This window comes from Bacillus sp. EB106-04-04-XG123 (genome assembly GCF_058791855.1).
Map to the genome: position 1 here is coordinate 668,525 of NZ_JBYTDZ010000001.1, position 22,631 is coordinate 691,155.

A 22,631-nucleotide genomic window follows, 5' to 3' on the forward strand; every position below is an offset into this window, starting at 1 on the left:
TTGCTACTGACTTAAATTTCATAAAGACAGTCTCCCCTTTTAATTTGGTGTTGGAAATATAGAATCTTCTCGTAAAATTCGTTTGAGCGTTCTATATCTCCTGCTTTATTATAATGCTTCGCTGCATCTTTCGCTAAATCTTCAAGATTTGCAAAAAAAGACTTTGATTCCAAATAAGCCATTGACTCTGTTATACGATTCACATTGTTATCTATATATAGTGATTTCAACATAATGAATGTATTTATAAAAATATCATCCTTTAATTTTTCAGCTAATTCAAATCCATAGTTTAATGCATATAAACCTAAATCACTCTGATCATTTTTAAAGTATGATTTTGTCAACATGACCAGCGGATCAAGAATTTTGTTTAAATGCTCATAACCTTGTTCTTTAAACGAATGAATAGATTCATTAAAATATTTAATTGCCATTGAAAGGTCGTTATGATGAAAATAACTCAACCCTAAATTGTAGAGTGCTGATCCTTTTAATCGTTTTGTTGAGTTGTCGGCGGCTTTTTCTAGTGCGTGTTGAAAATGGGGTATTGCTTTTTCGGGGCAGCCCATATCTATGTAGTTTAGTCCAATCACAAAAGAACATTGTATTTCTCTTACTGTGTATGTATCTTTTTCTCGATAACATTCTATCGCCTGTGCGATATGGTGCATGGACATGTGGGTTTGTTTCATGTGGTAATAGATTTCAGCCATCTTGTAATTGAACTCGGCCCGTTCAATATCGTCACTGACAAGAGACAGCTTTTTTTCTGCCCGTTTATAGAAGGTAATCGCATTTAGGTATTCATAGTTTTCAAATTCATACATGCCGTAGAAAAAATTGAAGTAATACTCGAGCAATCCTGTTAATTTCTCTTGGTCCCTTTTGATCTTCATTGCGAGTTCCTTGAAGTTGGCCCGCTCTTTCCCATTTTCTAAAGGATTCAAGTAATCAAGCATTAATTTATGTCTGAACTCCATGAGTGAGAAATACAATAATAAATCTTGATTTTCTTCCATACGATCAAGCATTGATTTGATTTCCTCTTTATATGCTTCGGCGTCCGGTACGTTAAATCTTTGAATATGATAATACCATTCATTGATTTTCAAACCGACGTGAGAAGAAAGCACTTTCTCCATCAGCCCTTACCCCTTCCTCTATTTTCCCTATAATGACATATATTATCATTTTATGAACCATTCGACACCGAAAAGAAACCGCAAAAAAGCCCTATAAAGGGCCATGCGAATGATCATGCGAATGATAAGATAAAAAGACTTCTATTCATAAATAAGCACCCAGTACTCTGCCCCAGGTTCTCCTTCTTCTATAACAGCCTTCCAGCCTCTTTTTTGATAAAAAGATAAAGCTTTGTGATTTTCGGAGACACATTTGAGGGTGACCGGTGTTCCCAAAACGTTGATCGCTTGTTTGAGCAGCAGATCTCCAGCCCCCTGGCCCGCAGCTTCTGGATGTACAAACAAGAGGTGAATAAATCGATCGGGTACATATAGAGAAATGAATCCGAGGATTTTATTGTTCTCCTCAGCTAAGAAAATTTGCTCTTCCTGCGTATCTTGATCAAAATCTTGCAGATTGAGTTCTTCTGGATTGAGCCAGTGAAAGCTTTGGCGCCGGGATTCTAAATAGATTTGTCTTAATTCTGGATAATCTTCTATGCTTGCTTCTCTAATCAACATCGCAACATCCCCTATGTTTTTTATTTGAATGTTAATTCGCCTCTAGAACGCGTTTTGCCTGTATTATGCCTGCCAGTAACAATTGATCACTGAACTGCGAATCATTGACAGCACGTGCAAGAGCAATTGTACCAATCATGCTGCTTACTAGTGCGTAACTTGTAGAGAGATCTATGTTTCCAGCATCAGCTATAAACTCCATAAATCGTTTCAATTCATCGGTATAAGCATTCCGTACCTCTTGCGATAATTGAGCAATTTCTCCTGCCAGCGCAGGCAGTATACAGCCGACCTCCGTCTGATCACGGTGAACCGAACTTAAATAGAATTCAATGATCGTCTGAATTCGAGGCTGGTCTGCTTTCTTGTCTGCAACACTTTGCAGCAGCTTAATCGTATCAGTAATAGCAAAATGAAAAGTCTCTATCACCAACTGATCCTTGTTCTTAAAGTGAGCATAAAACCCTCCATGAGTTAGGCCTGCTCCTTTCATAATGAATGGCAAACTGATATTACGAACACCATTTGTTCGAAATGCTCGTGCAGCACTTGCAATGATCTGCTCTCTCACTTTTGACTTATGACCTTTTGGATAAGGCATCCCTCTACCTAACCTCCTTCTTATCAAAATATTATATTCATCATATTATCTTGTGTCAATTGACTGAAATCCATCTTTCCACACTCAGATGGGATTGACTTCAGTAAAATATGATGACTATAATATATTATGATCATCATATTTTGAAGTTGGAGGTGCAAGAAATGATTCATTTAGACACAGTAGATACATTAGTAATTGGATCAGGTCCGGGAGGCTATGTGGCGGCATTACGTTCAGCTCATCTCGGCATGAAGACAGCGATTGTAGAGCGTGATCAGTTAGGTGGAGTATGCACCCATGTAGGCTGTATCCCTTCTAAGGCGCTAATAGCAGAAGCAGAGCGGTTCAAGCTCCGCACACAATGGGGTGGTTTTCAAGAAGGCGGCTCTTTCAAGGAAGCTCAAGCGTTCAAAAAAGCGGTTGTGGACAAACAAGCGGGAGGCGTACAATTTTTATTAAAGTCAGCGGGAGTTACCATACTGGAAGGCGATGCAAGCTTGATCGATCAGCATACAGCGGTCATTCAACATGCAGAAAAAGGTGAAAAGCAAATCAACTTCAAACACCTTATACTAGCAACCGGCTCCCGTCCAATTGAAATTAAATCACTCCCTTTCGGCGATCGTATTTTGTCTTCCACTGAAGCACTATCCCTTCCCGAGATCCCTAAAAGCCTTGTCGTAGTTGGGGGTGGTTATATTGGGGTTGAATTAGGACAGATGTTTGCTAGGTTTGGAACAAAAGTCACCATCTTGGAAGGCGGCAATCAAGTATTGCCTGGCTTTGAAAGTGAGCTTGTCTCGCCTGTCGTTCGTCAATTGAAAGAAGATAAAATCACGCTGATTACAGGAGCAAACGTCACAGATGCCGAGCAGCATATGAGCGGAATTGACCTTCATTATGAGAAACAGAAAGAAAGCTACACGGTGAAAGCGGAATATGCACTGATTACTGTCGGAAGAAAACCGAATACAGATGGAACATTAGGTCTTGATTCTATCGGGTTATCTATTCCTTCTCACGGACGAATTGAAATTGATGAACAATGCAGAACATCCATCCCGCACATATATGCGATTGGTGATATCACAGAGGGGCCTGCTTTGGCTCATAAAGCTTCCTATGAAGCAAAAGTTGCAGCAGAAGCAATCGCTGGTAAACCTTCAATTATAGATTATAAAGCGATCCCACTTGTTGTTTTTTCCAGCCCAGAATTGGCGAGTGTTGGACTAAGCGAAACGGATTGCAAGCAACAATCCATTCCGACTGTCATTGGGAAAGCAATGTTCTCCATTAATGGCCGAGCGCTTGCATTAAAAGAACCAGAAGGTTTTGTGAAGATTGTAGCCCATGCTGAATCTGGTCTTATTCTAGGGGCACAAATCGTAGGTGCTGAAGCATCTACTCTTATATCAGAACTAGCTCTCTCTATTGAAATTGGCGCTACAGCAGAAGATTTAGCAATGACGATTCACCCTCACCCAACATTAGGTGAAATGATCATGGAAGCTGCAGAAACGGCCACCCGTAAAGTTGAAAAATATCTTGCAAGATAATTCGTTCACGTGCAGCTTCTAAAAAAATAACCGCAATAGCCTATTTATTTAGGAATAGGCTATTGCGATTTCCATTGTGCAATGATATAAAAGAGCCGATCAATTGATCTTTAATTGGATCCCACTTCGCGCTTTTTACCAAGATTCATGGATAACTGAACGCCAATCATCAGCATGACGATCACAAGCATTGCCACAATGGAAGCATAAAAATGTCCGCTTAGATCGAAAACCAAGCCAATGAAAAACGGACCGAATCCACCCACGATGTACCCGCCCATCTGCGACATCGCTGACCATGTTCCTGCTTCCTCCGGAGTATTCGTCTCCATAATCGGGAGCATAAGCGCTAAAGGAAATAATCCACCTGCACCCATCCCTAGGAAAATGACGGCTGGCAAGATCGGCATTGGCAGAAGAAGAAAGATAAGGCCAATGAGTTCAGACAGACTGCATAAGATGAGAAATAATTTCGGTTTTCCTAATCGAGTAACGACCGCTGGAACAAGTAGTGCCACCGGAATCTGAATAAGTGTAAATATGGTCAACAGCATGGCAGCATATTGCGGACTGTTTCCAAAGCTAAGAGCAATCGGTGAAATCCATGCCGTCAAAGAATAAAACATACTGGACATAAAGCCAAAGAACAAGGTGAATTGAATGGCCTTTTTGTTTCTCAACGGCAATTTTAACGGCAAAGTTACATGATCACTCCGCTCATTTTTGCGAACTAAACCGACCCATAGAATAAGTGCAATCACCCCTAGAATCGCCCAGCAGGACAAAGCTAACGTAAGGTGATGCTGACTGCGTAGATAAATCGGAATGGTGAAGCCGGATGCGAGCGCTGCACCTATCGTCATCGAAATTGAATACACACTGACGATACCAGGATTTCTCGGGAAATATTTTTTAATAAAACTGGACAATAAAGGACCCGCGAAGCTAATCCCTACACCTCCTGCAAACGCAGTCATGAGCAGGATAGCAACCGATTGGCTTGTACCACGCAGTGCGGTGGCAATCGTGATAAGAAGAATTGAGAAAAACAGCGTTCTTTCTAAACCAAACCGCCGGCTGAGTATCGTCGCAACAGGAGCAAATACCCCCATACAAAGGACAGGCAAAGTGGTCAAAAGACTTGCTGTCAGTGCGTTTACACCAATCTCTGATTGAATCATGCTCATCATGGAAGCCACGGACGTAATGATGGGACGTAAGTTTAATGCCGCTAAAAATAAAGCGGCTAAATAATATATTTTTTTCATCAATACCCTTCTTTCATCTCGTTAAGGTTACTTTGAGTATAAAACTGCTGCATCCATTGATCAATACAATAAATCGTATTATGATGATAGGAAAAGGCTATCATTTATGAAAGGAGGACAAATGGATACCCGGCATATTACCTATTTTATGGCTGTATATCATCATTTGCATTTTACAAAGGCTGCTGAGGAGCTAGGCATATCACAGCCGACACTTAGCCAGCAAATTCGACTGCTTGAAGCAGAAGTTGGAATGCCGCTCTTTGATCGAATCGGCAAAAAAGTCGTGGCTACCGAAGCCGGTTCGCTGCTTTATCAATATGGCATGAAAATGCTTCAAGCTGAAAGAGATGCAAAAAATGCGATGAAAGAACTATTATCAGAAAAACGAGGAACCGTTCGTCTCGCAGTACTCCCATCCGATCTTGATTTTCAGCTGGTGCCACTTTTTGTAGAATTTAAAACTCTTTACCCCGAAACCAATCTGAAGGCATATTCAAATATCTTCGTGCGTGAAGAAGTCCTTTCGCATAAAGTGGATCTCGGCATCGGGCTGCGAGGGCCTGTGGATAAGCGGCTCGTTCAAATTCCACTTGGAAGTGAGCCTTACGAATTATTTGTTCATTCAGAAAGTGATTTAGCTAAGAAGAGTGAAGTAACATTAGAAGAGCTGACTCAGCATGCGTTGGTCATGTATCCGAAGGGATATCTAGGAAGGGATTTAGTAGATGACGTATGTAAAGAACAGGGTGTTGAACTAGACACTGCCATGGAGGTTGGATCCGCATTTTCGCTATTGCAGCTAGTTGAAGCCGGGATCGGTGCAACCATTCAGCCAAGAGGATTACTAAAACAACATTCGACGTGGTCCAATATTGTTTCGATTCCTATTGCTGAGCCAGCACCTGTCCGACACTTGGAATTAATTTATTATGCAGATCGATTTGTCAGCAAAGCACAACAGCAGCTATCTGAATGGCTGATAGACTTTTTCAAATCAAGAACAAACTAAAAGTGAGGTTAACACATGAAGAATGCAAACAGCATATTCACAAGAACAAACCGGGTTGTTATTCGCCAATTTGACAGGCAGGATATTGAAGCATTTTATCAATACCGAGCAAATCCCTCTATTGCAAAATTTCAATCCTGGGAAAATTACACGTACGAAGATGCTGAATCATTTGTTCAACATCAAATGACACAAAAACCTAATCAACCGGGGACGTGGTTTCAATACGCTATTGCCTTATCTGAATCCAATCAGCTGATAGGAGATTGCGCCATTCATACACTTGACAGTGAGCCGAGAATTGTCGAAATAGGTTTTACACTCGCGCCTGAATACCAAGGAATGGGCTATATTCATGAAGCTCTGAGTGCAATTTTCGAATATATTTTTATGACACTAAACAAACATAAAATCATTGCCTTTACAGATGTGCGCAACGAAAAATCCATTCGAGTGCTGGAACGTTTAGAAATGAGACGCGAAGGACATTTGCTGCAAAATTATATGTCAAAGGGACATTGGGTCGATGAATATCAATATGCCATGCTTCAATCTGAGTGGGCCGCCAAGCATCATTAAACATTTATTTCCTATTTAAAATCCCTAAATAAGCGCTCCATGGGCCCACATCGGTTCGATATCGTTCCGCCATGACCCGAACAATCTGGGACATATGTGTGAAGTCATGGACAACCCACGCAGAAAGTAATTCGCTCACTTTCACGACTCCAAACTCCGGGTGAACGCCCTTTTTTTCTAAATCAAGGCCTGAATGTGTCATACGCTGAATGTATGCCACATTCTCCATCCGCACATGATGAAACTCAGATAATGCTTGTTCTATCTGTCTTTCAGATTGGTTCAAATGAGAGTAGCGGTCAAACGCAGGAAATGGCGTATTCTCTCCATCAGCAAGAATCACATTTAATCGAGTAATCCAGTTGAATTTCTCTGCTTCAATCAAATGTTCAATGACTTCAACTGGATTCCACGTCCCCTCCCCTTCACGGCTGTGAAGCCAATCCTTCGATAAACCCGACAAAAGACTTTCTAACGTGTGAGGAGTTCGACTCAACATATCCAAAGCTTCATTTAAATTAAAATTCATGTGGTTGCTCCTTTATCAGTTTTTCTTTATTTTAATGGATTTTGGATAGATTGTAACTCATACTTCAAGACAGATAAAGGCGTTTTTGATCAACCTTCTATATACAAATAGAACTTTTCTATAACGATCACCATGCTTTCTTTTTTTATAATAGAAAAAAAAGAAATGTGGTGGTTTATATGTCTACAACGATTGGAATTATGGGCGGGATGGGCCCTTTAGCAACGATTGATTTGATGAAAAAAATCATTTCTCATACTCCAGCGATAAAAGATCAGGATCATCTCCATGTGATTGCTGATAATTATCCGCAAATTCCTGATAGAACCAACTCCATATTTGGGAAAGGCGAAGATCCTACAGAATATATGATTGCATCAGCTAAAAGATTAGAACACGCAGGAGCGGACTTTATTCTGATTGCATGCAATACCGCTCACTTCTTTTTAGAAAATGTACAACAATCCACTCATATCCCTATTATGAATATGCCATTAGAAACCGCAAAGCACCTGAACAAACATCACTATACGTCTGTGGGCTTACTATGTACTGACGGCACATTAAAAACTAAGCTCTACCAAAAGGCTTGTGCTCATCACAAGATTGACGTCATGACCCCAAGTGAAGAGCTTCAGAAAAACGTCATGAATGGGATATATACAGTGAAAGCTGGGAAATTGAGTAAAGGCGAAAGTGAACTGGCATTAGCATCAGAAATTTTAATCAATCAAGGAGCAGAAGCTATCATTGCCGGCTGTACAGAAATCCCTTTAGTTCTAAGGTCAACCAATGCTGTGAAAGTGATTGACCCTACTGTCATTTTGGCGAAAGAAGCTGTAAAATTAGTGTATGAGCTTGAAAAGCTAAACATTTAAAGAACGTCATATAAGGGGATAACATGAATATTGAGAATATAGAAGCGTTTATTTATGTATGCCAGCTAGGCAGTATCAATAAAGCTGCAGAAGCACTGTATTTAACTCAGCCTTCTGTTTCGGCACGTATTCAATCGTTAGAAAAGGAATTAGATCTGAAATTATTTGATAGACAGAGAAATAAACTATCTCTGACGGAAAAAGGTGAACAGTTTTACCCGCATGCCAAAAAGATTCTCCATTCTTATCAAGAAGCAAAGCATAGTCTCAAACAAACGATAATCCCTTATGAATTGACAATTGGATGCGCATCCTCTATTTCCAATAATCTATTGCCTAACATATTGCCAGCCCTAAAAGAAAAATACGAAAACCTGAAAGTAAAAATTATAACAGGGCATTCAAAGGATGTTGTCCAAAAAGTGATTAACAATCAAGTAGACTTTGGCATTGTCAGGACTGAAACACATCCTCAAATTGAATCGATTCCTATTTTCAGCGATCCGATTGGGCTGTTCGTCCCAACTCATCATCCGCTTGCCAGCCTTGACAATATCAATATGAAAGAACTAGAAGAACAGCCTTTTATTTTCTTTGACTACGGGTCATTTGATTGGTTGATGCTTCACCGATTATTTCAAAAAAACAACATCACTCCGAACATTTCCATTGAGGTTGATCATATGGAAACCGCAAAAAATTTAGTGCTACAAGGAATGGGGCTATCGTTTCTACCTCATCATTGTGTTAGAAATGAAGTAGAACAAGGAACATTAAAACAAATTTCAATCGATCCATCCATTCATTTCAACATCAATTTAGAGTTCATTTATAAAAAAGGAAAATCCAAATCCGTTTTCATTGATCAACTCAAACAGTTTTTTCATGAATTAGATTAAAAAAAAGCCCTTTTCAGAGGCTTTTTTTGGATTCGTTCTGATTGATTAGCTCTCGTTTGCCAACATGTACGCTGCAGCTTCATGCATATCTTTCAATCCTGATCTCTGTGCGTACTCGGCCACAGTGATCGCACTTGTAGTCAGAAGTTCTATTATATGTTCATCCATTCCCTTCCAAGTTCTCCCGCCTGCTTTTTCATACGCATGGATAAGTTTTGTTAACCCTTCTGTCCCAAAGAGAAGTTGATGCGACAAAAAGTCTGCAGATACATCACCAACCCCCACTTCAGACCAATCAATCACCCCCGTCACACAATGATTTTCATCAATCAGAATGTGGCCAGGATGCAAATCTCCATGCTTCACTCCCACGAAAGGCGGCCATAAAGAATCTTTAGCTAGCCATTCTTGCCAGCGCTCCCATAAACCGCTGTTAATGGTGTATTGCGATTTGACACGTTCCATTCGCTGTTTCATTGATCCTCTTAATTCATGAGCACTGAGCATCTCCACACCGATCGTTTTAAAAGGCTGATGATCTAAAGAATGTACATTCGCTAAAACTCTTCCTAAGGATTCATAATAAACTTGCGGTACATTCGTTGAGTCAAAACTCCACACATACGATTGCTTCTCCACATCAATACTAGCCGCCGGTACCCCCTCTAATTGTTTATAAGCAATCAGACTTTCTGTAAAGATTGACCACTGAGGGATCTGAAATTGAACCTTCTTACTCATATGATCTAATGTCTTTTTTTCTTGTAAGATATGTTTCATTGATTCAGGTCTGCGAGGCACTCTTAATATCCATTTAACACCATTTGAATCTTCAACATGTGCGACACGGAAATCAACACCTGATTCATTTATTTCGATGGTATTCTCTGAAATTTCTAATCCGTGATGATTGGCTAACTGCTTTAATTCTAGTCTATTCATATTCATTCCTCCAATTGCTCATTTAGTCATGATCAATAGGCATCAAGAAAATCATCACAAAAATCCACAAAAGGCTACTTTATGTGTTCAGAGTAAACAAAGCTAGACTTATGCCTTTCTTTGTATTATAAAAACATACAAAAAAGACAGAACAATTATCTGCCTGTCTTCTAGTGAAATTGCATACTTTCCCGCTGAAGATCATTAAAAATGTGCAGACTACCCCGTTTACTCAGTTTGATGAAAACAGAGCCTTTGAACATATGAAATTACTGATTGTTCAAAGTTTGCTGGCGTAATCTTCCTGCATGCATCATCTTTAACCATCCTCCTCTTTGTCATATAAAGCTACTATACTTTATTTAAATATGACTTTCAATAAGACTACAAAAAGAAGGATTTTAAATCATCTAAATTACCAATTAATTACACATAATATAATAAATGTATTCACTTGTGTTAAGATATGGTTATTGATTCTTTTGTCTAATAAATTTATTAAACTCAAAAACCCGATGTACTTTGAATTTTGAGTGTATGAGAGGCAATTAGAACAAATCAAATGTAGCTAAGTTATTTAAAGGGAGAATTGGTATGACTCATTTAGAATTCGCATTCGGCTTGCTTCCAGTAAGTATAATCATCGCTTCTTTTATCGTCACATTGTTTGTACAAAAGGTTTATTTTATGCCAGTTGTGAGCTTTATCATTTTGCTCATCCTGACATTTACACTTTTTAATGTCTCTTTCTTAGGGTGGTCAGTTATTTACACTTTAGGCTCATTCATTGCTTCATATGTAGCATTATTCATCATGAAAACTTTAAATAAAAAGAGGTCTTAAACCACGTTTTAAAAGCCCTTTTGAGGGGCTTTTATTCTTTCACTATCGTTTTTTCACTGGATGAATGTCTTCTCCCAAAAAAGCGGTATTAGACTCTCCACTATTTTCTAGAAACTCGGCAATCTCTTGCAGCTCTTTATTGATACGGTCATTCCTCGGCATATCTGGATTTAACAAAAGAATGGAGTGAACCGTCGTGGCCGCCTCATACAAAACATTCTGATCTTTTATATGTTTGATGCTTTGTTTCATGCGATCGAAAAACCATTCAATCTCTTCAATGTCTTCCATTGGATAATGTGCCATTTTAAAGAGGTTCTGCTGACGAAGGTCTTGTCTCTCAAATATTTGTTCAAGCTCTTCTTTACTGACATACAAATCCGAAGATTCCTCATCAATCTCTACAACCTCGATCATCGCATCTTCAGCTGTATATAACTGCTCAATAAAATCATCGAAAGTATCCGCCAGTTTAAAATCGACTCCCATCTCTAAATCAAAATAGTGAATAGGCGGGTGTTCTTTCGTTTGTCGATAATCCATTGCGATCCATGTATCTTCTTCTCCGCTGATGATCACAAGCCCCTCCGGCAGCTCCAATTCATCACTTAACTGAGGGCTAGTCATAATTCCATTACCTTTGGCGATTCCTCTTAGATGTTCAAATTGAACATGATCATCTGCCCATGAGTTCGGCCGATCAGTTGGAAACGCATTACGCATTGTAAAGCCACCGTTCCATTCTAAAATGAGCTTTTTGTATGTAGCAGGTAAAGTGACACCAAGTCTTCCCTCTGCTTCACGAATTTTCTCCTCATCTACCTTTTCTAACGTGAAAGGACTCTCTTCTTCTTTCTCCCAGAATGATTTCAAAGTGGATGCCTCCCTATATCTATTGAGGTTAGTATAACATTGACCAACTGTTCAATTGCTCATTCTACTTCATAAAAAAACAGACTATTAAAGTCTGTTTTAATCTTGTCTATACGTTTTCAGAGGTTGTATTTCGATCAATTATAGTCGTATTTCGATTTGATTTTTGTTGTTCCTCCATTGTTGTATTCCGAATTGATTTTGTTCCAATAATTTTCAAAGTTTCTGCTGTTGAAAGACTTAACAATACAATGGATACAATGACTAGTAATTTTTTAATAATCATACAGACACTCTCCTTTTTGAATATCATTTTGAGCTTTAAGAGCCTTTCTATAATATTCGGCAGCTTTTTCAAAGTCCCCCTTTTTTTCAGAAGATAATCCAATACTTTGAGCAAATGCCTCGACATAGACATATAGATGCTTTTCCTCAAAATAATCTAGCACTTCCTGAATTGCTTTCTCATTAGCATTTATATAAATCGCTTTTAAAGCTTTAAATAACATCAAACACAACGAATCATTCCTCTCTAAGGAGCACTTAAGACCATCTTCTACGAGTGAAGCGGCTTCTTCATGGTGACTAGACTTATACAACGACCAACTTAAACTAAATAGGGTGATTGGTTTTATATCAATACTTCGTGGTGTAATAATGTCTAAAACTTCTCTGTAGCGTATGATTGCTTCAGTGTACTTTTGTTGTCGATCATATGTATTCGCTATGTTCAATAGAATTTTAGCAATTAACATATTATCGGCGAGCTCTTCTGCTATAGAAAAAGCTGTATTTAGATGCTCTAATGACTTGTCATATCGCTTGAAATCATCATAATTTCCTGCAATAACAATCAAGCTTTGTATTTGGCGAACTTTATATTGTTCATGCTGCTTATAGATGTCTAAGGCCTTTATGATGTGATGCATAGAAACATGAGTTTGTTTCATAATATAGTAGGCTTCAGCTACCTTGAAGTGAAACTCCGCTTGCTCAATATCATCTACAACCAATGCGAGCTGCCTTTCAGCGATCTTATAATATTGAATAGCCTGTATGTATTCTTTCTTACTAAACTCATACATTCCTCTAAAAAAAGCATTATAGTATTGCAACATACCAGTAAGTTGATGATTTGAATTTTCGATTTTATCAACCAAATCAGAAACAGAAGGCGATCGTTTTTCTGAAGGTTTAATATAATCGAGCATAAGCTGATGGCGAAAACACATTAGTTGATAGTAAATCAGTAAATCCTGGTCTTCTTCCATCCGTTCAATTTCTTGTTCTACCTCAGCTTTCAAAATCTCTGCATCGGGTACACTGAATTGCCGAATCATTTTATACCATTCATTTATTTTCACACCAACATGTGAAGAAATCACTTTCTCCATCCCTTATTCCCCTTCCACTAATTTCCCTTATATTACATTTATTATCACATGTAAGAGATGACAAAGCACCGAAAAGAAACCGCAAAAAGAACAGTTCATAACATAACGTGACTTTACACATTTCTGCTCACAACAGAAAAAGCAGACTCTACTAAGTCTGCCTTTTTCTATCAAATGACTATACCTTGAAAATTAAGTATACAATGACTCGTTTAACCACTCTTCACAATGTTCTATCAGCCACCTCAAATATTCCACATATTGACCGACATGAAAGCCGTCACAAACAGCATGATGTACTTGAATGGCGACTGGCAAGATGATTTTTCCTTCTTCCACCTTAAATTTTCCTAACGTAAATATCGGCAGCAAATAAGTTTCATCTGTAGATACATTAAGGTTAAAAGAAGTAAAATCAATCCAAGGCAGGCTTGAAATATTGAACATATTTTCTGGCATATGAGGTTTCGGAAATAGTTTGTTACTTTCGCTATAAGCTTCAAAATCAGCTACACAGCTTTTATAAAACCGAGCAAATTTTTCGTCATAAGGCGTCCAAATACTTGAAAATGTCTTTGTTTCTTTATTTAGAATCGTATAACTAGGGTGGAGAAGATCCCAGTGACCAAGTTCATCGTTCACTATATCCATCCGAAACTCCGGTATTTTTTGCACAGCTCTTGCTAACAAATAAATTTGCACAGGATATACTTTTAGCTTTTTTTCTTTTAATATTGAATGCAATTTCGTGATATCTAAATCGATAACTAGGCTATATGAGCATCGGGTTACCTTCGTATAATGATGGAAGTATTCTTTTCTCGGATAATTTTCATCTATTTTTTTAAACATTTTTTATCTCCTCCTGAATGTGATTTACTGTATTCAGGAGGAGACTTTATCTGTTTTCACCACCACGATCATCCTTTCAAGATATATATATTATGTTTCGGTCTATCACTTAGCCTACGATAAAACCTTCAACAACTCTTCGTAAGTCATCTTGCCCAACGTGAATTTTTCTAGTGCTATATATGTTTTCTCCGCTGAGGTATTCATTCTATTATGACATTCATTCACTAACTCATATTCATTTGGTAATGGTTCATGTATATGTTCTTTTTTTCGAAATGCTTCATAATATCTTATACCAAATATTCTCTGAGACATCGCATTGATGTGAATTCCGTCTGGGTTAGGTGCAAGGCCTTTGGCAGTAACATAATAACAATTTTCATGATGATGTGCATATTTTTTTAGTTCTTCATTCATCAGTTGATATTCCACACACCCTGCGCCAAATGCTGTTTTTCCCAAGAAATCGCCCAAGCCTCCTATTACAAGCGGAATGTTAGGTACAGATAATTCAGTTCTTAGTTCATGAAATAATCTTATTATTTTTTCATAGTATTCTTTGTATTTCCCATCTTGGCTGTCGCTTTCTCCTTGATGCCATAATATCCCGACCAATTCGCTATTTTCCTTTGCAAATTTAGCTTCACTTATAGCATGACGAAATAATGCTCCATCCAGCGACCACTCATCAATGGAACTTCCACCCTCTGCACAAGGAATAAGGCCAATCTTCTCTCCTTCATGATCCTTACACCAAGCCTCCGCAAAGGAAGCCGCTAGTCCTACGCCAGCTACCGGCCTATCAAAATGAATGGGCTCAGTCATCATTTGCCATCTACCATTTCGCAGCATCATAATTCTTTCATTATAAATCGGAGGCACTTCATGTTTGAAGCCGCGCCCCGCCATATTTGATTGTCCAATTAGTAAAAATGACTTCATATTTTTCTCCCCCTCGCTAATTATTTTATCAAATGTGTATTCACCTGAACGTTATCATTTTATCCCTCCTTTATTTTTCATATTTGTCTACTTTTGTCGAAATGATAGTAAAAAGTAATTACTTAGTGTAAGATCCTTATGCATCTATCAATCAGGAGGATCTACTATGAAGAAATATTTTGTATTATTTTTTACATGTTTATTATTGCTAACAGCTTGTAGCAGTGCAGCATCTACTAAAAAACAGCTCACCACAGACAACGTGATTGAAGCTTTTAAAAGTGCTGGACTTGAAGCAGAAAAACCAACTGATCTTGAACAAAAAGAGTTTGGCAATATAAGAGAAGAAGGAAAAAGGATTCTCATTCCTTCTTTAGGTGAAAATGCTGGTGGAAGGATTTTTAAATTTGGAAATGAAACTGATCTTAACCAGGCCAAATCTTATTATGATGAGTTGGGCAATGCTGGATCTATGTTCTTCTCTCACACATATTCAAAAGGGAACTTCCTGCTTCAAATGAACGGAGAAATGAAGGATTCTGAATTTGAAAAATATAAGAAAGTGATGGATGAGGAAATAAAATAGTTTCATATTTTTTACTTATTGCTTCTTTAATCTTTAACAGAGAAGGGTTCTTTACGATGGTCTCTAATTGAGCTGGATCGAACCGTCACCTCTACCCAGACAAGGTAGAGGTATAGAATTCTGTCATTACTAGTGACACCCTCTAATTCACTTCTACCGTTACTACATAAGCTTTTTATCCTCCGGTATTCCTTCGTTTTTTAAGAACTAAAAATGTTACCTCTTTATTCTTAATCTTTGTTGTTTAAATTCTTTGTTAATCATGTTTTTCATCAATATGCATGCATATTGTACCGTTCAAACCTTATAACAAATAACCTATTTACTTCTTTTATTTACAAATGATAACATTCATTAGAGTAGGAGGAATATTTCTAACAGCTAAAACAAAATATTGCATTACTAAATAAGCTTACATTCCTTGAAAGCCTAATGTCTAAAATATATTCAAAAGTAGGAGTTTATTATGGAAAAACTAAGTTCTTCTAAAGGTTTAATCTTATCAACAGTTGCAGGAATTTCTGTTTTTATATTCACACCTTTTGCAGAAGCAAATGCTACTAAAGCTCTAGAAAAAGAACAGTCCTTTTCTTATTCATCTGTAAAATTTTCTTTTGAACAATCAAAAGAGCCTACAATAGATGAGATTGCACAGTATTGGAATCTCAATGAAGAAGAAACAGTAAAGTTCAAAAAAGTAATAAAAGAAGCTCAATCAAAAACATACGGAGAAGCTACTTTACACGGTAAATTCACTTCGGCTATAAAAGCAATAAAAGGAGCTTATGACCAATTACCAACTAAACTGAAAGTAATGATAGGCGGTGTAACAGGGTTAGAAACCATTCTAATCACTCTCGAACACTATACAGGCGCTCTTGAACATGGTATTTACTTAGGCGCTCTTAAAGTGACTGGAAGTAAAAATGCAGCATGGTGGGTTGCTAAAACCATCATGTTGTTCGTTTTTTAAAATGAACTAAAACACACCTAAATGGAAAACAACAAGGAGGTGCTCGGCTAGTGACACAGGAAAATAAGGCATCCAAAGGTTTGTTAATTACTTTACCCGCCGCTATTATCGCTATTGTGTTGATTTTAGGAAAAATTGATACACCTGTAACAAATATTTTATTTTATGTAGTAGCTTTTGGTGTAATGGGTTTAACTGTTTCAAGCTTAATAAAAGATTACAAAAAAAAGAAAGATTGATTACTTGTCAGGGAGCTGCTTTATGTAGCTCCCTGTTTGTTAAAAACAGGATTATGACCAACACTGAGAAATACAAAAGCCACTCTCGAATATTTGGTTAGTTGGATAGTATTATTATTTGTCGTATTCATTGGCGTTGAAGCGTCTTTTAGAACGATTTTTAGAACGATCTATAAAATAAGACATCTAAGCGAATAAAGACAAACAAAAAAGCCCCTTTATATAGGGGCTTTTGGTTTATTAACGTAATAATTGAAGTACGTTTTGTGGCTGTTGATTCGCTTGTGCAAGCATTGCTTGAGACGCTTGAGAAAGAATGTTGTTCTTCGTGAACTCACTCATTTCTTTTGCCATGTCAACGTCACGGATACGAGACTCAGCAGCCGTTAAGTTTTCAGAAGATGCACCAAGGTTGTTGATTGTGTGCTCTAGACGATTTTGAACTGCACCAAGTTTAGCACGTTGTGCAGAAACTTGTTTAATAGCTCCATCAACGATTGCTAACTGATCATCAAATCCACCATCTTCACCAGCTGCAATTGTTTCAAATTTAGATACATCGATATCTTTAACAGATTTACCTGTCTCAACTGCACCATTGTTGTCTGTAACGCCTAAAGCAGCAGCGCTCATATCTTGAATGTTTACCTTAATTTGTTGTGTAGCATTTGCACCAATTTGGAATACTAAAGCATCGCCATCAGTTGCTGGGATTTCTGGTGTTCCAGCATCTGGATCTGCAGGTGTGCCAGGTGTGCCTACTCCATTAAACGTACCATTTAATAATTTTTTTCCGTTAAACTCAGTACGATTAGAAATACCATCGACCTCTTCAACAAGTGCTGTGATCTCATCTTTAATTGCAGCTAAGTCTTCACCTTGCTGTGTACCAGTATTTCCAGCTTGAACGACTAGTTCACGTACACGTTGAAGGATTGAATGAGTTTCAGTCAATGCACCTTCAGCTGTTTGGATAAGAGAGATACCGTCCTGTGCGTTTTTTGAAGCCATTTCTAATCCTCGGATTTGTCCACGCATTTTTTCAGAGATTGCAAGACCTGCTGCGTCATCTCCTGCACGGTTGATTTTAAGACCAGAAGAAAGTTTCTCCATGTTCTTTTGGCTTGCACCGTTGTTTGCAGATAAACGGTTTAATGTGTTAAGTGCTGCGATATTGTGGTTAATTCTCATTTCCTATTACCTCCGTGTAATTTTTTTTAGAGAGCTTATCTGTAAAGTCCATTTAGATGAAAGCTCTTCCTTAGAATTTTCGATTTCTAAGGCATGTGTATAGTAGTAACGCAGAGCACCTTTTGGCTCTCTTACTTACTACCGTATGTAACATCAGTTATGGCAATAATCATGAAACCTCCTTCTATTCATTCAAAATGATTAGTCTTGTCACTTTTACGAGACTAGATACCCGCCATAACAATGAGTATTATGTTACCTACTATAGACTGAACTTCCATATATTTTAGTTTGTGGAATTTGTTAAATTCACAAATTAGACACATTTAACAAGAAGAAATATCTCGTCCATGTTGTCATATTGGCTTATGTTAAGCTTGTGAAAAAATCATATTGATGTATAATACAATTGATGTATGATGCATGAATTGTAGGAGGTTGACCTTTTGAAAAGAGAAGATGCCTTAAAACTAAGAACAGATATTAAGAAAATGATTATATTAACTGGGGTTTTCGAATCTCAAAATTTGCCGAATGGACCATTTGAAAAACCTCTACCAACTTCTCAAATGATGGCGTTAGAGGAACTAGAGATGGAAAAACTAACTGTTTGGCAACTATCCAATAAACTTAGATTAGAGACTTCAACTGTAAGTAGGTTGGTAGATAAGTTAGTAAAAATGGGGCTTGTTTATCGTGAAGTAAATGAAAAAAATAGAAGAGAACTTTTTCTGCACCTCACAGAAAAAGGGCACATTACTGTTAATCGCTTAAGAGAACAATCCCTTACATTTTATCAACGTATCCTTAATAATTTATCAGAATCAGAACAAAAAATAGTTGTGGATGGTTTTGAATTATTTAATGATTCTATTTCTAAGTCTTTTGATTAGAGTGAGGTAAATCATAACCTTTGGAGGATAAAATGAGTTTGGATTTTGAACGTCCTATTATTGAACTAAAAGAGAAATTTGATGAATTAAAGAAAATGATGAAAGAAAATAATGTAGATTTATCGTCAGAAATTCATTTATTAGAAAAACGTTTAAATAAAATGCAAGATGAAGTTTATTCTAATCTTACAGCTTTTCAACGAGTTCAAATTGCAAGGCTACGTAACCGGCCCACGACATTGGATTATATACCTTTATTGTTTACAAATTTTTTCGAACTTCATGGTGATCGATTATATGGTGATGATAAAGCAATGATAGGTGGTATTGCAAAATTTAAAGGAATGCCCGTTACGGTTATAGGTCATCAAAGAGGTAGAAGTACAAAGGAAAATATAGAAAGAAATTTTGGAATGTCACATCCAGAAGGATATAGAAAAGCGCTAAGACTGATGAAACAAGCTGATAAATTTAATCGCCCTATTATTACATTTATTGATACAATAGGCGCCTATCCAGGGAAAGGGTCTGAAGAACGTGGAATTTCTGAAGCGATAGCTCGAAATCTATTGGAAATGGCTACACTTAAAGTGCCAATTGTTTGTATTGTAATTGGAGAGGCATCAAGTGGTGGAGCTCTTGGCATTAGTGTCGGTAACCATATCCATATGTTAGAGTATTCATGGTACTCAGTAATTTCGCCAGAAGGAGCAGCATCTATCCTATGGAAGGACGCTAAGTATGCTCCAGAAGCTGCTGAACATATGAAAATTTCAGCAAAAGATTTAAAACATTTAGGAATTATTGATGAAATCATTCCTGAAATGAAAGGTGGAGCACAAAATGATATCAAATCACAGGCACAAATGATTGAATCTGTCATCGAATCATCTCTAAAAAAATTGATACCATTATCCTCAGAAGAGCTTATACAACAGCGATATGAAAAGTATAGACAAATAGAGAATTATAAATGAAAATATTTAAAGTCCGTATTACATTTCGGAGGATTCTTGCAAAATGGTCGCTCTCCTTATAGAGGCAGGTGAGAGCATAAATGCTATTCAGAAAAGAGCCGGACATGCTAGTGCTAAAACAACGTCAGATATTTATGGTCATGTCACAAATAAATTAGAATTTAACACTGCAGAACACTTTAATCATTTTGATCCTAAAAATATTGAGAAACAATCTGGCGGATAAAGTTCGTCCCCAATTCGTCCCCAATCAAAATAAACAGAACAAATATTCGCTGTCAGAAAAACAAAAAACCCTTGCTAAGCAAGGGTTTCAACGATGATTCCGACTGGGCTCGAACCAGCGACCTCTACCCTGTCAAGGTAGCGCTCTCCCAGCTGAGCTACGGAATCGGGTTATGTATCAGTTCTGGGCTTTCTGTTACTGACAGTCTCTATTATATAACCATAATAATAAAGCGTCAATGGTTTTGTTTAAAAAAGGTCAAAAAGCCGGCGGCTGTGCCGGCTTTTTTCTCTCCTTCTTTATGATTGGTTCACAAGAACAGGCTTTAGTTGATCGAGTGCTTGTTTGAAGTCACGTTTGAGGTCTTCTCCGTTTTCGACACCTACACTTAAACGAAGCAGCCCATCTGTAATCCCTCTTTTTTCTCTTTCTTCTTTTGGCATAGCCGCATGTGACATTTTGGCTGGATACGACAGAATGGATTCGACGGCGCCGAGGCTGACGGCGAATACAGGTAATGTGACGGCATCCACTAATTCTTTGACTGCCGCTTGGTTTTCTAGTTCAAATGAGAGAACAGCCCCTGCTCCGCTCGCTTGCTTTCGCTGAATATCTGCACCCGGGTGATCATCTAAGCCTGGATAGTATACTTTTTTGACCGCAGGATGTTCTTTAAGAAATGAAGCTAGCTCGAAGGCCGTTTGACTAGCTTTTTCTAATCTGACTTGAAGGGTTTTTAACCCTCTTAACACGAGCCAGCAATCCTGCACACCAAGGACCGCACCGAAGGAGTTTTGCAGTGAATAGAGTTCGTCTCCCAGCTTCTCATCTTTCACCACAGCTAAGCCTGACAGCACATCACTGTGGCCGCTTAAAAATTTCGTTGCACTATGCAGAACAACATCCACACCAAGGTCCAGCGGACGCTGAAGGGCAGGCGTTAAAAACGTATTATCTAAGAAAGTCAAACAGTCATGCTCTTTCGCAAGCTGTACGACACCTTCAATATCTGTAATACCTAGTGTTGGATTTGACGGTGTTTCCATGTAAATGACCTTTGTATTCGATTGAATACCTCTTTTGACTTCATTCAAATCCGTCATATCCACAAAGGTATGCTCAATTCCAAATCTCGACAGAACTTGAGTGATCATTCGGAAAGTCCCGCCATACACATCTCTTGTGACAAGCACGTGATCTCCCTTAGATAATAGAAGAAAAGCAGTTGAAATGGCTGCCATGCCTGATGCAAAGGCAAGCCCTCTCGTTCCTCCTTCCAGCGCCGCAATCGTATCCTCTAATGCTTGACGTGTCGGAGTCCCCGATCTCGAGTAGTCATATTGGCCAAATTCATCGAAGCTGCTTTGATGAAAGGTGGATGCATGCTGAATCGGTACACTGACTGCACCTGTTGAACGGTCTGTTTTAAACGCATTATGAACGAGTTGTGTTTCGAGTGTCCAATCGTGTGTGGTCATTTGACGTGTACCTCCTCTTTAACTTGTGATAGTGCCTGTTTCAGGTCTGCTTTCAGGTCATCTACATGCTCGATGCCAACAGAGAAACGGAGCAGCTTGTTACATACACCGTTTGCAATGCGAATCTCTTCTGGGATATCCATGTGTGTTTGCGTTGCAGGATACGTAATGAAGCTTTCGACTCCGCCAAGGCTTTCAGCAAAACAAATCGTTTTTAGCTGCTTTAAAAATGGATTGACCCAGTCCTCTTTAGCTACTCGGAATGACAGCATGCCTCCCTTTCCTGGATAAAGGACATCTTGAATTTCTGGCTGCTTTTCTAAAAACTGTGCCAGCTCCTTCGCATTTGCCTCGTGCTGGCGCATTCTAAGAGCCAGTGTTTTCATTCCTCTCATTAAAAGCCATGAGTCAAATGGTGATAGAACCGCTCCAATCGCGTTTTGATGCTGGAACATTTCTTCAGACAGCTGCTCTCCTTTTGTCACCACAAGCCCTGCAAGAACATCATTATGTCCGCCTAAATATTTGGTTGCGCTATGAATGACAATGTCTGCTCCAAGCGTAATTGGCTTTTGCAAGACTGGTGTGTAAAAGGTGTTATCGACAATCACCAAAGCGCCATGCTCTTTTGCAATCTTCGCTATTTTTTGAATATCTGCTTCCTGCATCAATGGGTTTGTCGGTGTTTCAATAAAGACCGCTTTTGTGTTTGGCGTAATTTTAGAGCGTAAACAGTCTTCATCTGCAAAATCATCATAAAGAAAACGTAAGCCGTACTTTTTCCATTCGTTTTCAAACAAACGGTATGTACCGCCATATAGGTCTGATGAGACGATGAGTTCATCTCCGCTTTCAAATAGAGCCATGATCGTTTGAATCGCAGCCATTCCCGAACTGAAGGCAAAACCGGCCGTCCCTTCTTCGAGTGAAGCAATTGCATCCTCTACGAGCTGTCTTGTTGGGTTTTTCGTTCGAATATAATCAAATCCTGTAGATTCCCCTATACCTCTATGTCTGTATGCTGTCGAAAGGTAAACGGGAGGACTGACAGTGCCAGTCACCTCTTCGCTACGGTTTCCAATCTGCGCTAATTTCGTTTCCACATGTTCTGTCATTTGACACCATCCTAAGTAAAAATCTGATTTCAAAACAGAAAACCCCTTCTTCATAAGAAGAAGGGGTTTAATC

At 38.3% G+C, this 22,631-nt stretch carries 25 protein-coding genes and 1 tRNA gene; 12 read left to right on the forward strand and 14 right to left on the reverse strand.

Features of this window, described 5'->3' with window-relative positions; translation table 11 throughout:
* Positions 1–11 precede the first annotated feature (11 nt).
* The 3 genes from AC3WTB_RS03430 to AC3WTB_RS03440 form a co-directional block, all read right to left on the reverse strand.
* The gene (locus tag AC3WTB_RS03430; RefSeq protein WP_338594635.1) at positions 12–1,145 is read right to left on the reverse strand and encodes a response regulator aspartate phosphatase; all 1,134 of its coding nucleotides are present in this window, start codon (positions 1,143–1,145) and stop codon (positions 12–14) included.
* A 141-nt stretch (positions 1,146–1,286) separates the two neighbouring features.
* A complete protein-coding gene (locus AC3WTB_RS03435; RefSeq protein WP_410560308.1) occupies positions 1,287–1,706 on the reverse strand; it encodes a GNAT family N-acetyltransferase in 420 nt (139 codons plus the stop codon).
* A gap of 31 nt (positions 1,707–1,737) precedes the next feature.
* Positions 1,738–2,307 carry a TetR/AcrR family transcriptional regulator gene (locus AC3WTB_RS03440; protein WP_047202756.1) on the reverse strand — a complete coding sequence of 190 codons (570 nt, stop codon included), beginning with the start codon at positions 2,305–2,307 and terminating at the stop codon, positions 1,738–1,740.
* 164 nt (positions 2,308–2,471) lie between these two features.
* Here AC3WTB_RS03440 and lpdA point away from each other — a divergent pair, with 164 nt between their 5' ends.
* On the forward strand, positions 2,472–3,866 hold the full coding sequence (gene lpdA, locus AC3WTB_RS03445) for a dihydrolipoyl dehydrogenase (protein ID WP_492333308.1): 1,395 nt from the start codon (positions 2,472–2,474) through the stop codon (positions 3,864–3,866).
* 110 nt (positions 3,867–3,976) lie between these two features.
* On the opposite strand, the gene AC3WTB_RS03450 is transcribed toward lpdA, so the two are convergent.
* Positions 3,977–5,134 carry an MFS transporter gene (locus AC3WTB_RS03450; RefSeq protein WP_492333309.1) on the reverse strand — a complete coding sequence of 386 codons (1,158 nt, stop codon included), beginning with the start codon at positions 5,132–5,134 and terminating at the stop codon, positions 3,977–3,979.
* A 121-nt stretch (positions 5,135–5,255) separates the two neighbouring features.
* Between AC3WTB_RS03450 and AC3WTB_RS03455 the strand changes: the two genes are divergently transcribed.
* Together AC3WTB_RS03455 and AC3WTB_RS03460 are read left to right on the forward strand one after the other, a co-directional pair.
* Positions 5,256–6,146 (forward strand): LysR family transcriptional regulator, encoded by an 891-nt coding sequence (locus tag AC3WTB_RS03455; protein WP_492333310.1) that lies wholly within the window; start codon positions 5,256–5,258, stop codon positions 6,144–6,146.
* A 15-nt stretch (positions 6,147–6,161) separates the two neighbouring features.
* Positions 6,162–6,725, forward strand: coding sequence for a GNAT family N-acetyltransferase (locus tag AC3WTB_RS03460; protein WP_047202760.1), 564 nt, complete (start codon positions 6,162–6,164; stop codon positions 6,723–6,725).
* Between the two features lie 4 nt (positions 6,726–6,729).
* Here AC3WTB_RS03460 and AC3WTB_RS03465 read toward each other — a convergent pair whose 3' ends face one another.
* Positions 6,730–7,254, reverse strand: coding sequence for a DinB family protein (locus AC3WTB_RS03465; protein ID WP_410560301.1), 525 nt, complete (start codon positions 7,252–7,254; stop codon positions 6,730–6,732).
* Positions 7,255–7,433: 179 nt separating this feature from the next.
* Between AC3WTB_RS03465 and cuyB the strand changes: the two genes are divergently transcribed.
* Together cuyB and AC3WTB_RS03475 are read left to right on the forward strand one after the other, a co-directional pair.
* Positions 7,434–8,132 carry a cysteate racemase gene (gene cuyB, locus AC3WTB_RS03470; protein WP_268474520.1) on the forward strand — a complete coding sequence of 233 codons (699 nt, stop codon included), beginning with the start codon at positions 7,434–7,436 and terminating at the stop codon, positions 8,130–8,132.
* 23 nt (positions 8,133–8,155) lie between these two features.
* Complete coding sequence (locus AC3WTB_RS03475; RefSeq protein WP_268474521.1) at positions 8,156–9,031, forward strand: LysR family transcriptional regulator; 876 nt, start codon at positions 8,156–8,158, stop codon at positions 9,029–9,031.
* 45 nt (positions 9,032–9,076) lie between these two features.
* Here the strand turns inward: AC3WTB_RS03475 and AC3WTB_RS03480 are convergent, their stop codons facing one another.
* Positions 9,077–9,973, reverse strand: coding sequence for a macrolide 2'-phosphotransferase (locus AC3WTB_RS03480; RefSeq protein ID WP_492333311.1), 897 nt, complete (start codon positions 9,971–9,973; stop codon positions 9,077–9,079).
* Positions 9,974–10,567: 594 nt separating this feature from the next.
* Here AC3WTB_RS03480 and AC3WTB_RS03485 point away from each other — a divergent pair.
* Complete coding sequence (locus AC3WTB_RS03485) at positions 10,568–10,816, forward strand: DUF2651 family protein (RefSeq protein WP_041085110.1); 249 nt, start codon at positions 10,568–10,570, stop codon at positions 10,814–10,816.
* Positions 10,817–10,858: 42 nt separating this feature from the next.
* Here AC3WTB_RS03485 and AC3WTB_RS03490 read toward each other — a convergent pair whose 3' ends face one another.
* The 4 genes from AC3WTB_RS03490 to AC3WTB_RS03505 form a co-directional block, all read right to left on the reverse strand.
* Entirely contained in the window at positions 10,859–11,689 is an 831-nt protein-coding gene (locus AC3WTB_RS03490) for an SMI1/KNR4 family protein (RefSeq protein ID WP_492333312.1), read from the reverse strand.
* Between the two features lie 275 nt (positions 11,690–11,964).
* On the reverse strand, positions 11,965–13,083 hold the full coding sequence (locus tag AC3WTB_RS03495) for a response regulator aspartate phosphatase (protein WP_492333313.1): 1,119 nt from the start codon (positions 13,081–13,083) through the stop codon (positions 11,965–11,967).
* Between the two features lie 192 nt (positions 13,084–13,275).
* Entirely contained in the window at positions 13,276–13,935 is a 660-nt protein-coding gene (gene catA, locus AC3WTB_RS03500; protein WP_492333314.1) for a type A chloramphenicol O-acetyltransferase, read from the reverse strand.
* A 114-nt stretch (positions 13,936–14,049) separates the two neighbouring features.
* Positions 14,050–14,880, reverse strand: a complete 831-nt coding sequence (locus AC3WTB_RS03505) for a sialate O-acetylesterase (RefSeq protein WP_492333315.1) — start codon at positions 14,878–14,880, stop codon at positions 14,050–14,052.
* A 166-nt stretch (positions 14,881–15,046) separates the two neighbouring features.
* Here AC3WTB_RS03505 and AC3WTB_RS03510 point away from each other — a divergent pair, with 166 nt between their 5' ends.
* The 3 genes from AC3WTB_RS03510 to AC3WTB_RS03520 all read left to right on the forward strand — a co-directional run bounded on the left by AC3WTB_RS03510 (position 15,047) and on the right by AC3WTB_RS03520 (position 16,678).
* Positions 15,047–15,466, forward strand: coding sequence for a stress protein (locus AC3WTB_RS03510; protein WP_285707914.1), 420 nt, complete (start codon positions 15,047–15,049; stop codon positions 15,464–15,466).
* A gap of 466 nt (positions 15,467–15,932) precedes the next feature.
* Entirely contained in the window at positions 15,933–16,439 is a 507-nt protein-coding gene (locus tag AC3WTB_RS03515; protein WP_492333316.1) for a hypothetical protein, read from the forward strand.
* 50 nt (positions 16,440–16,489) lie between these two features.
* Positions 16,490–16,678 (forward strand): hypothetical protein, encoded by a 189-nt coding sequence (locus AC3WTB_RS03520; RefSeq protein ID WP_059377832.1) that lies wholly within the window; start codon positions 16,490–16,492, stop codon positions 16,676–16,678.
* A gap of 240 nt (positions 16,679–16,918) precedes the next feature.
* On the opposite strand, the gene hag is transcribed toward AC3WTB_RS03520, so the two are convergent.
* A complete protein-coding gene (gene hag, locus AC3WTB_RS03525) occupies positions 16,919–17,869 on the reverse strand; it encodes a flagellin Hag (RefSeq protein ID WP_492333317.1) in 951 nt (316 codons plus the stop codon).
* 446 nt (positions 17,870–18,315) lie between these two features.
* On the opposite strand from hag, the gene AC3WTB_RS03530 reads away from it, so the two are divergent.
* From AC3WTB_RS03530 to AC3WTB_RS03540, 3 genes are read left to right on the forward strand one after another with little or no spacing between them, the layout of a single operon-like run.
* The gene (locus tag AC3WTB_RS03530) at positions 18,316–18,762 is read left to right on the forward strand and encodes a MarR family winged helix-turn-helix transcriptional regulator (protein WP_059377829.1); all 447 of its coding nucleotides are present in this window, start codon (positions 18,316–18,318) and stop codon (positions 18,760–18,762) included.
* Between the two features lie 32 nt (positions 18,763–18,794).
* Positions 18,795–19,739 carry an acetyl-CoA carboxylase carboxyltransferase subunit alpha gene (locus AC3WTB_RS03535; protein WP_492333318.1) on the forward strand — a complete coding sequence of 315 codons (945 nt, stop codon included), beginning with the start codon at positions 18,795–18,797 and terminating at the stop codon, positions 19,737–19,739.
* A gap of 43 nt (positions 19,740–19,782) precedes the next feature.
* Positions 19,783–19,965, forward strand: a complete 183-nt coding sequence (locus AC3WTB_RS03540) for a hypothetical protein (protein WP_492333319.1) — start codon at positions 19,783–19,785, stop codon at positions 19,963–19,965.
* Positions 19,966–20,059: 94 nt separating this feature from the next.
* Here the strand turns inward: AC3WTB_RS03540 and AC3WTB_RS03545 are convergent.
* From AC3WTB_RS03545 to AC3WTB_RS03555, 3 genes are all read right to left on the reverse strand, one after another.
* A tRNA-Val gene (locus AC3WTB_RS03545) sits at positions 20,060–20,132 on the reverse strand.
* Positions 20,133–20,264: 132 nt separating this feature from the next.
* Positions 20,265–21,443 carry a cystathionine beta-lyase gene (gene metC / locus AC3WTB_RS03550; RefSeq protein ID WP_044334821.1) on the reverse strand — a complete coding sequence of 393 codons (1,179 nt, stop codon included), beginning with the start codon at positions 21,441–21,443 and terminating at the stop codon, positions 20,265–20,267.
* The gene (locus AC3WTB_RS03555; protein ID WP_372555938.1) at positions 21,440–22,558 is read right to left on the reverse strand and encodes a methionine biosynthesis PLP-dependent protein; all 1,119 of its coding nucleotides are present in this window, start codon (positions 22,556–22,558) and stop codon (positions 21,440–21,442) included. Before AC3WTB_RS03555 ends, metC begins: the two co-directional genes overlap by 4 nt.
* Between the last annotated feature and the right edge of the window lie 73 nt (positions 22,559–22,631).

What these genes read in the sequence shown, in the direction of transcription:
- AC3WTB_RS03430 (WP_338594635.1), bottom strand. Translation starts at nt 1,145, where the DNA reads ATGGAGAAAGTGCTTTCTTCTCACGTCGGTTTGAAAATCAATGAATGG.
- AC3WTB_RS03435 (WP_410560308.1), bottom strand. Translation starts at nt 1,706, where the DNA reads ATGTTGATTAGAGAAGCAAGCATAGAAGATTATCCAGAATTAAGACAA.
- AC3WTB_RS03440 (WP_047202756.1), bottom strand. Translation starts at nt 2,307, where the DNA reads ATGCCTTATCCAAAAGGTCATAAGTCAAAAGTGAGAGAGCAGATCATT.
- lpdA (WP_492333308.1), top strand. Translation starts at nt 2,472, where the DNA reads ATGATTCATTTAGACACAGTAGATACATTAGTAATTGGATCAGGTCCG.
- AC3WTB_RS03450 (WP_492333309.1), bottom strand. Translation starts at nt 5,134, where the DNA reads ATGAAAAAAATATATTATTTAGCCGCTTTATTTTTAGCGGCATTAAAC.
- AC3WTB_RS03455 (WP_492333310.1), top strand. Translation starts at nt 5,256, where the DNA reads ATGGATACCCGGCATATTACCTATTTTATGGCTGTATATCATCATTTG.
- AC3WTB_RS03460 (WP_047202760.1), top strand. Translation starts at nt 6,162, where the DNA reads ATGAAGAATGCAAACAGCATATTCACAAGAACAAACCGGGTTGTTATT.
- AC3WTB_RS03465 (WP_410560301.1), bottom strand. Translation starts at nt 7,254, where the DNA reads ATGAATTTTAATTTAAATGAAGCTTTGGATATGTTGAGTCGAACTCCT.
- cuyB (WP_268474520.1), top strand. Translation starts at nt 7,434, where the DNA reads ATGTCTACAACGATTGGAATTATGGGCGGGATGGGCCCTTTAGCAACG.
- AC3WTB_RS03475 (WP_268474521.1), top strand. Translation starts at nt 8,156, where the DNA reads ATGAATATTGAGAATATAGAAGCGTTTATTTATGTATGCCAGCTAGGC.
- AC3WTB_RS03480 (WP_492333311.1), bottom strand. Translation starts at nt 9,973, where the DNA reads ATGAATAGACTAGAATTAAAGCAGTTAGCCAATCATCACGGATTAGAA.
- AC3WTB_RS03485 (WP_041085110.1), top strand. Translation starts at nt 10,568, where the DNA reads ATGACTCATTTAGAATTCGCATTCGGCTTGCTTCCAGTAAGTATAATC.
- AC3WTB_RS03495 (WP_492333313.1), bottom strand. Translation starts at nt 13,083, where the DNA reads ATGGAGAAAGTGATTTCTTCACATGTTGGTGTGAAAATAAATGAATGG.
- catA (WP_492333314.1), bottom strand. Translation starts at nt 13,935, where the DNA reads ATGTTTAAAAAAATAGATGAAAATTATCCGAGAAAAGAATACTTCCAT.
- AC3WTB_RS03505 (WP_492333315.1), bottom strand. Translation starts at nt 14,880, where the DNA reads ATGAAGTCATTTTTACTAATTGGACAATCAAATATGGCGGGGCGCGGC.
- AC3WTB_RS03510 (WP_285707914.1), top strand. Translation starts at nt 15,047, where the DNA reads ATGAAGAAATATTTTGTATTATTTTTTACATGTTTATTATTGCTAACA.
- AC3WTB_RS03515 (WP_492333316.1), top strand. Translation starts at nt 15,933, where the DNA reads ATGGAAAAACTAAGTTCTTCTAAAGGTTTAATCTTATCAACAGTTGCA.
- hag (WP_492333317.1), bottom strand. Translation starts at nt 17,869, where the DNA reads ATGAGAATTAACCACAATATCGCAGCACTTAACACATTAAACCGTTTA.
- AC3WTB_RS03535 (WP_492333318.1), top strand. Translation starts at nt 18,795, where the DNA reads ATGAGTTTGGATTTTGAACGTCCTATTATTGAACTAAAAGAGAAATTT.
- AC3WTB_RS03540 (WP_492333319.1), top strand. Translation starts at nt 19,783, where the DNA reads ATGGTCGCTCTCCTTATAGAGGCAGGTGAGAGCATAAATGCTATTCAG.
- metC (WP_044334821.1), bottom strand. Translation starts at nt 21,443, where the DNA reads ATGACCACACACGATTGGACACTCGAAACACAACTCGTTCATAATGCG.
- AC3WTB_RS03555 (WP_372555938.1), bottom strand. Translation starts at nt 22,558, where the DNA reads ATGACAGAACATGTGGAAACGAAATTAGCGCAGATTGGAAACCGTAGC.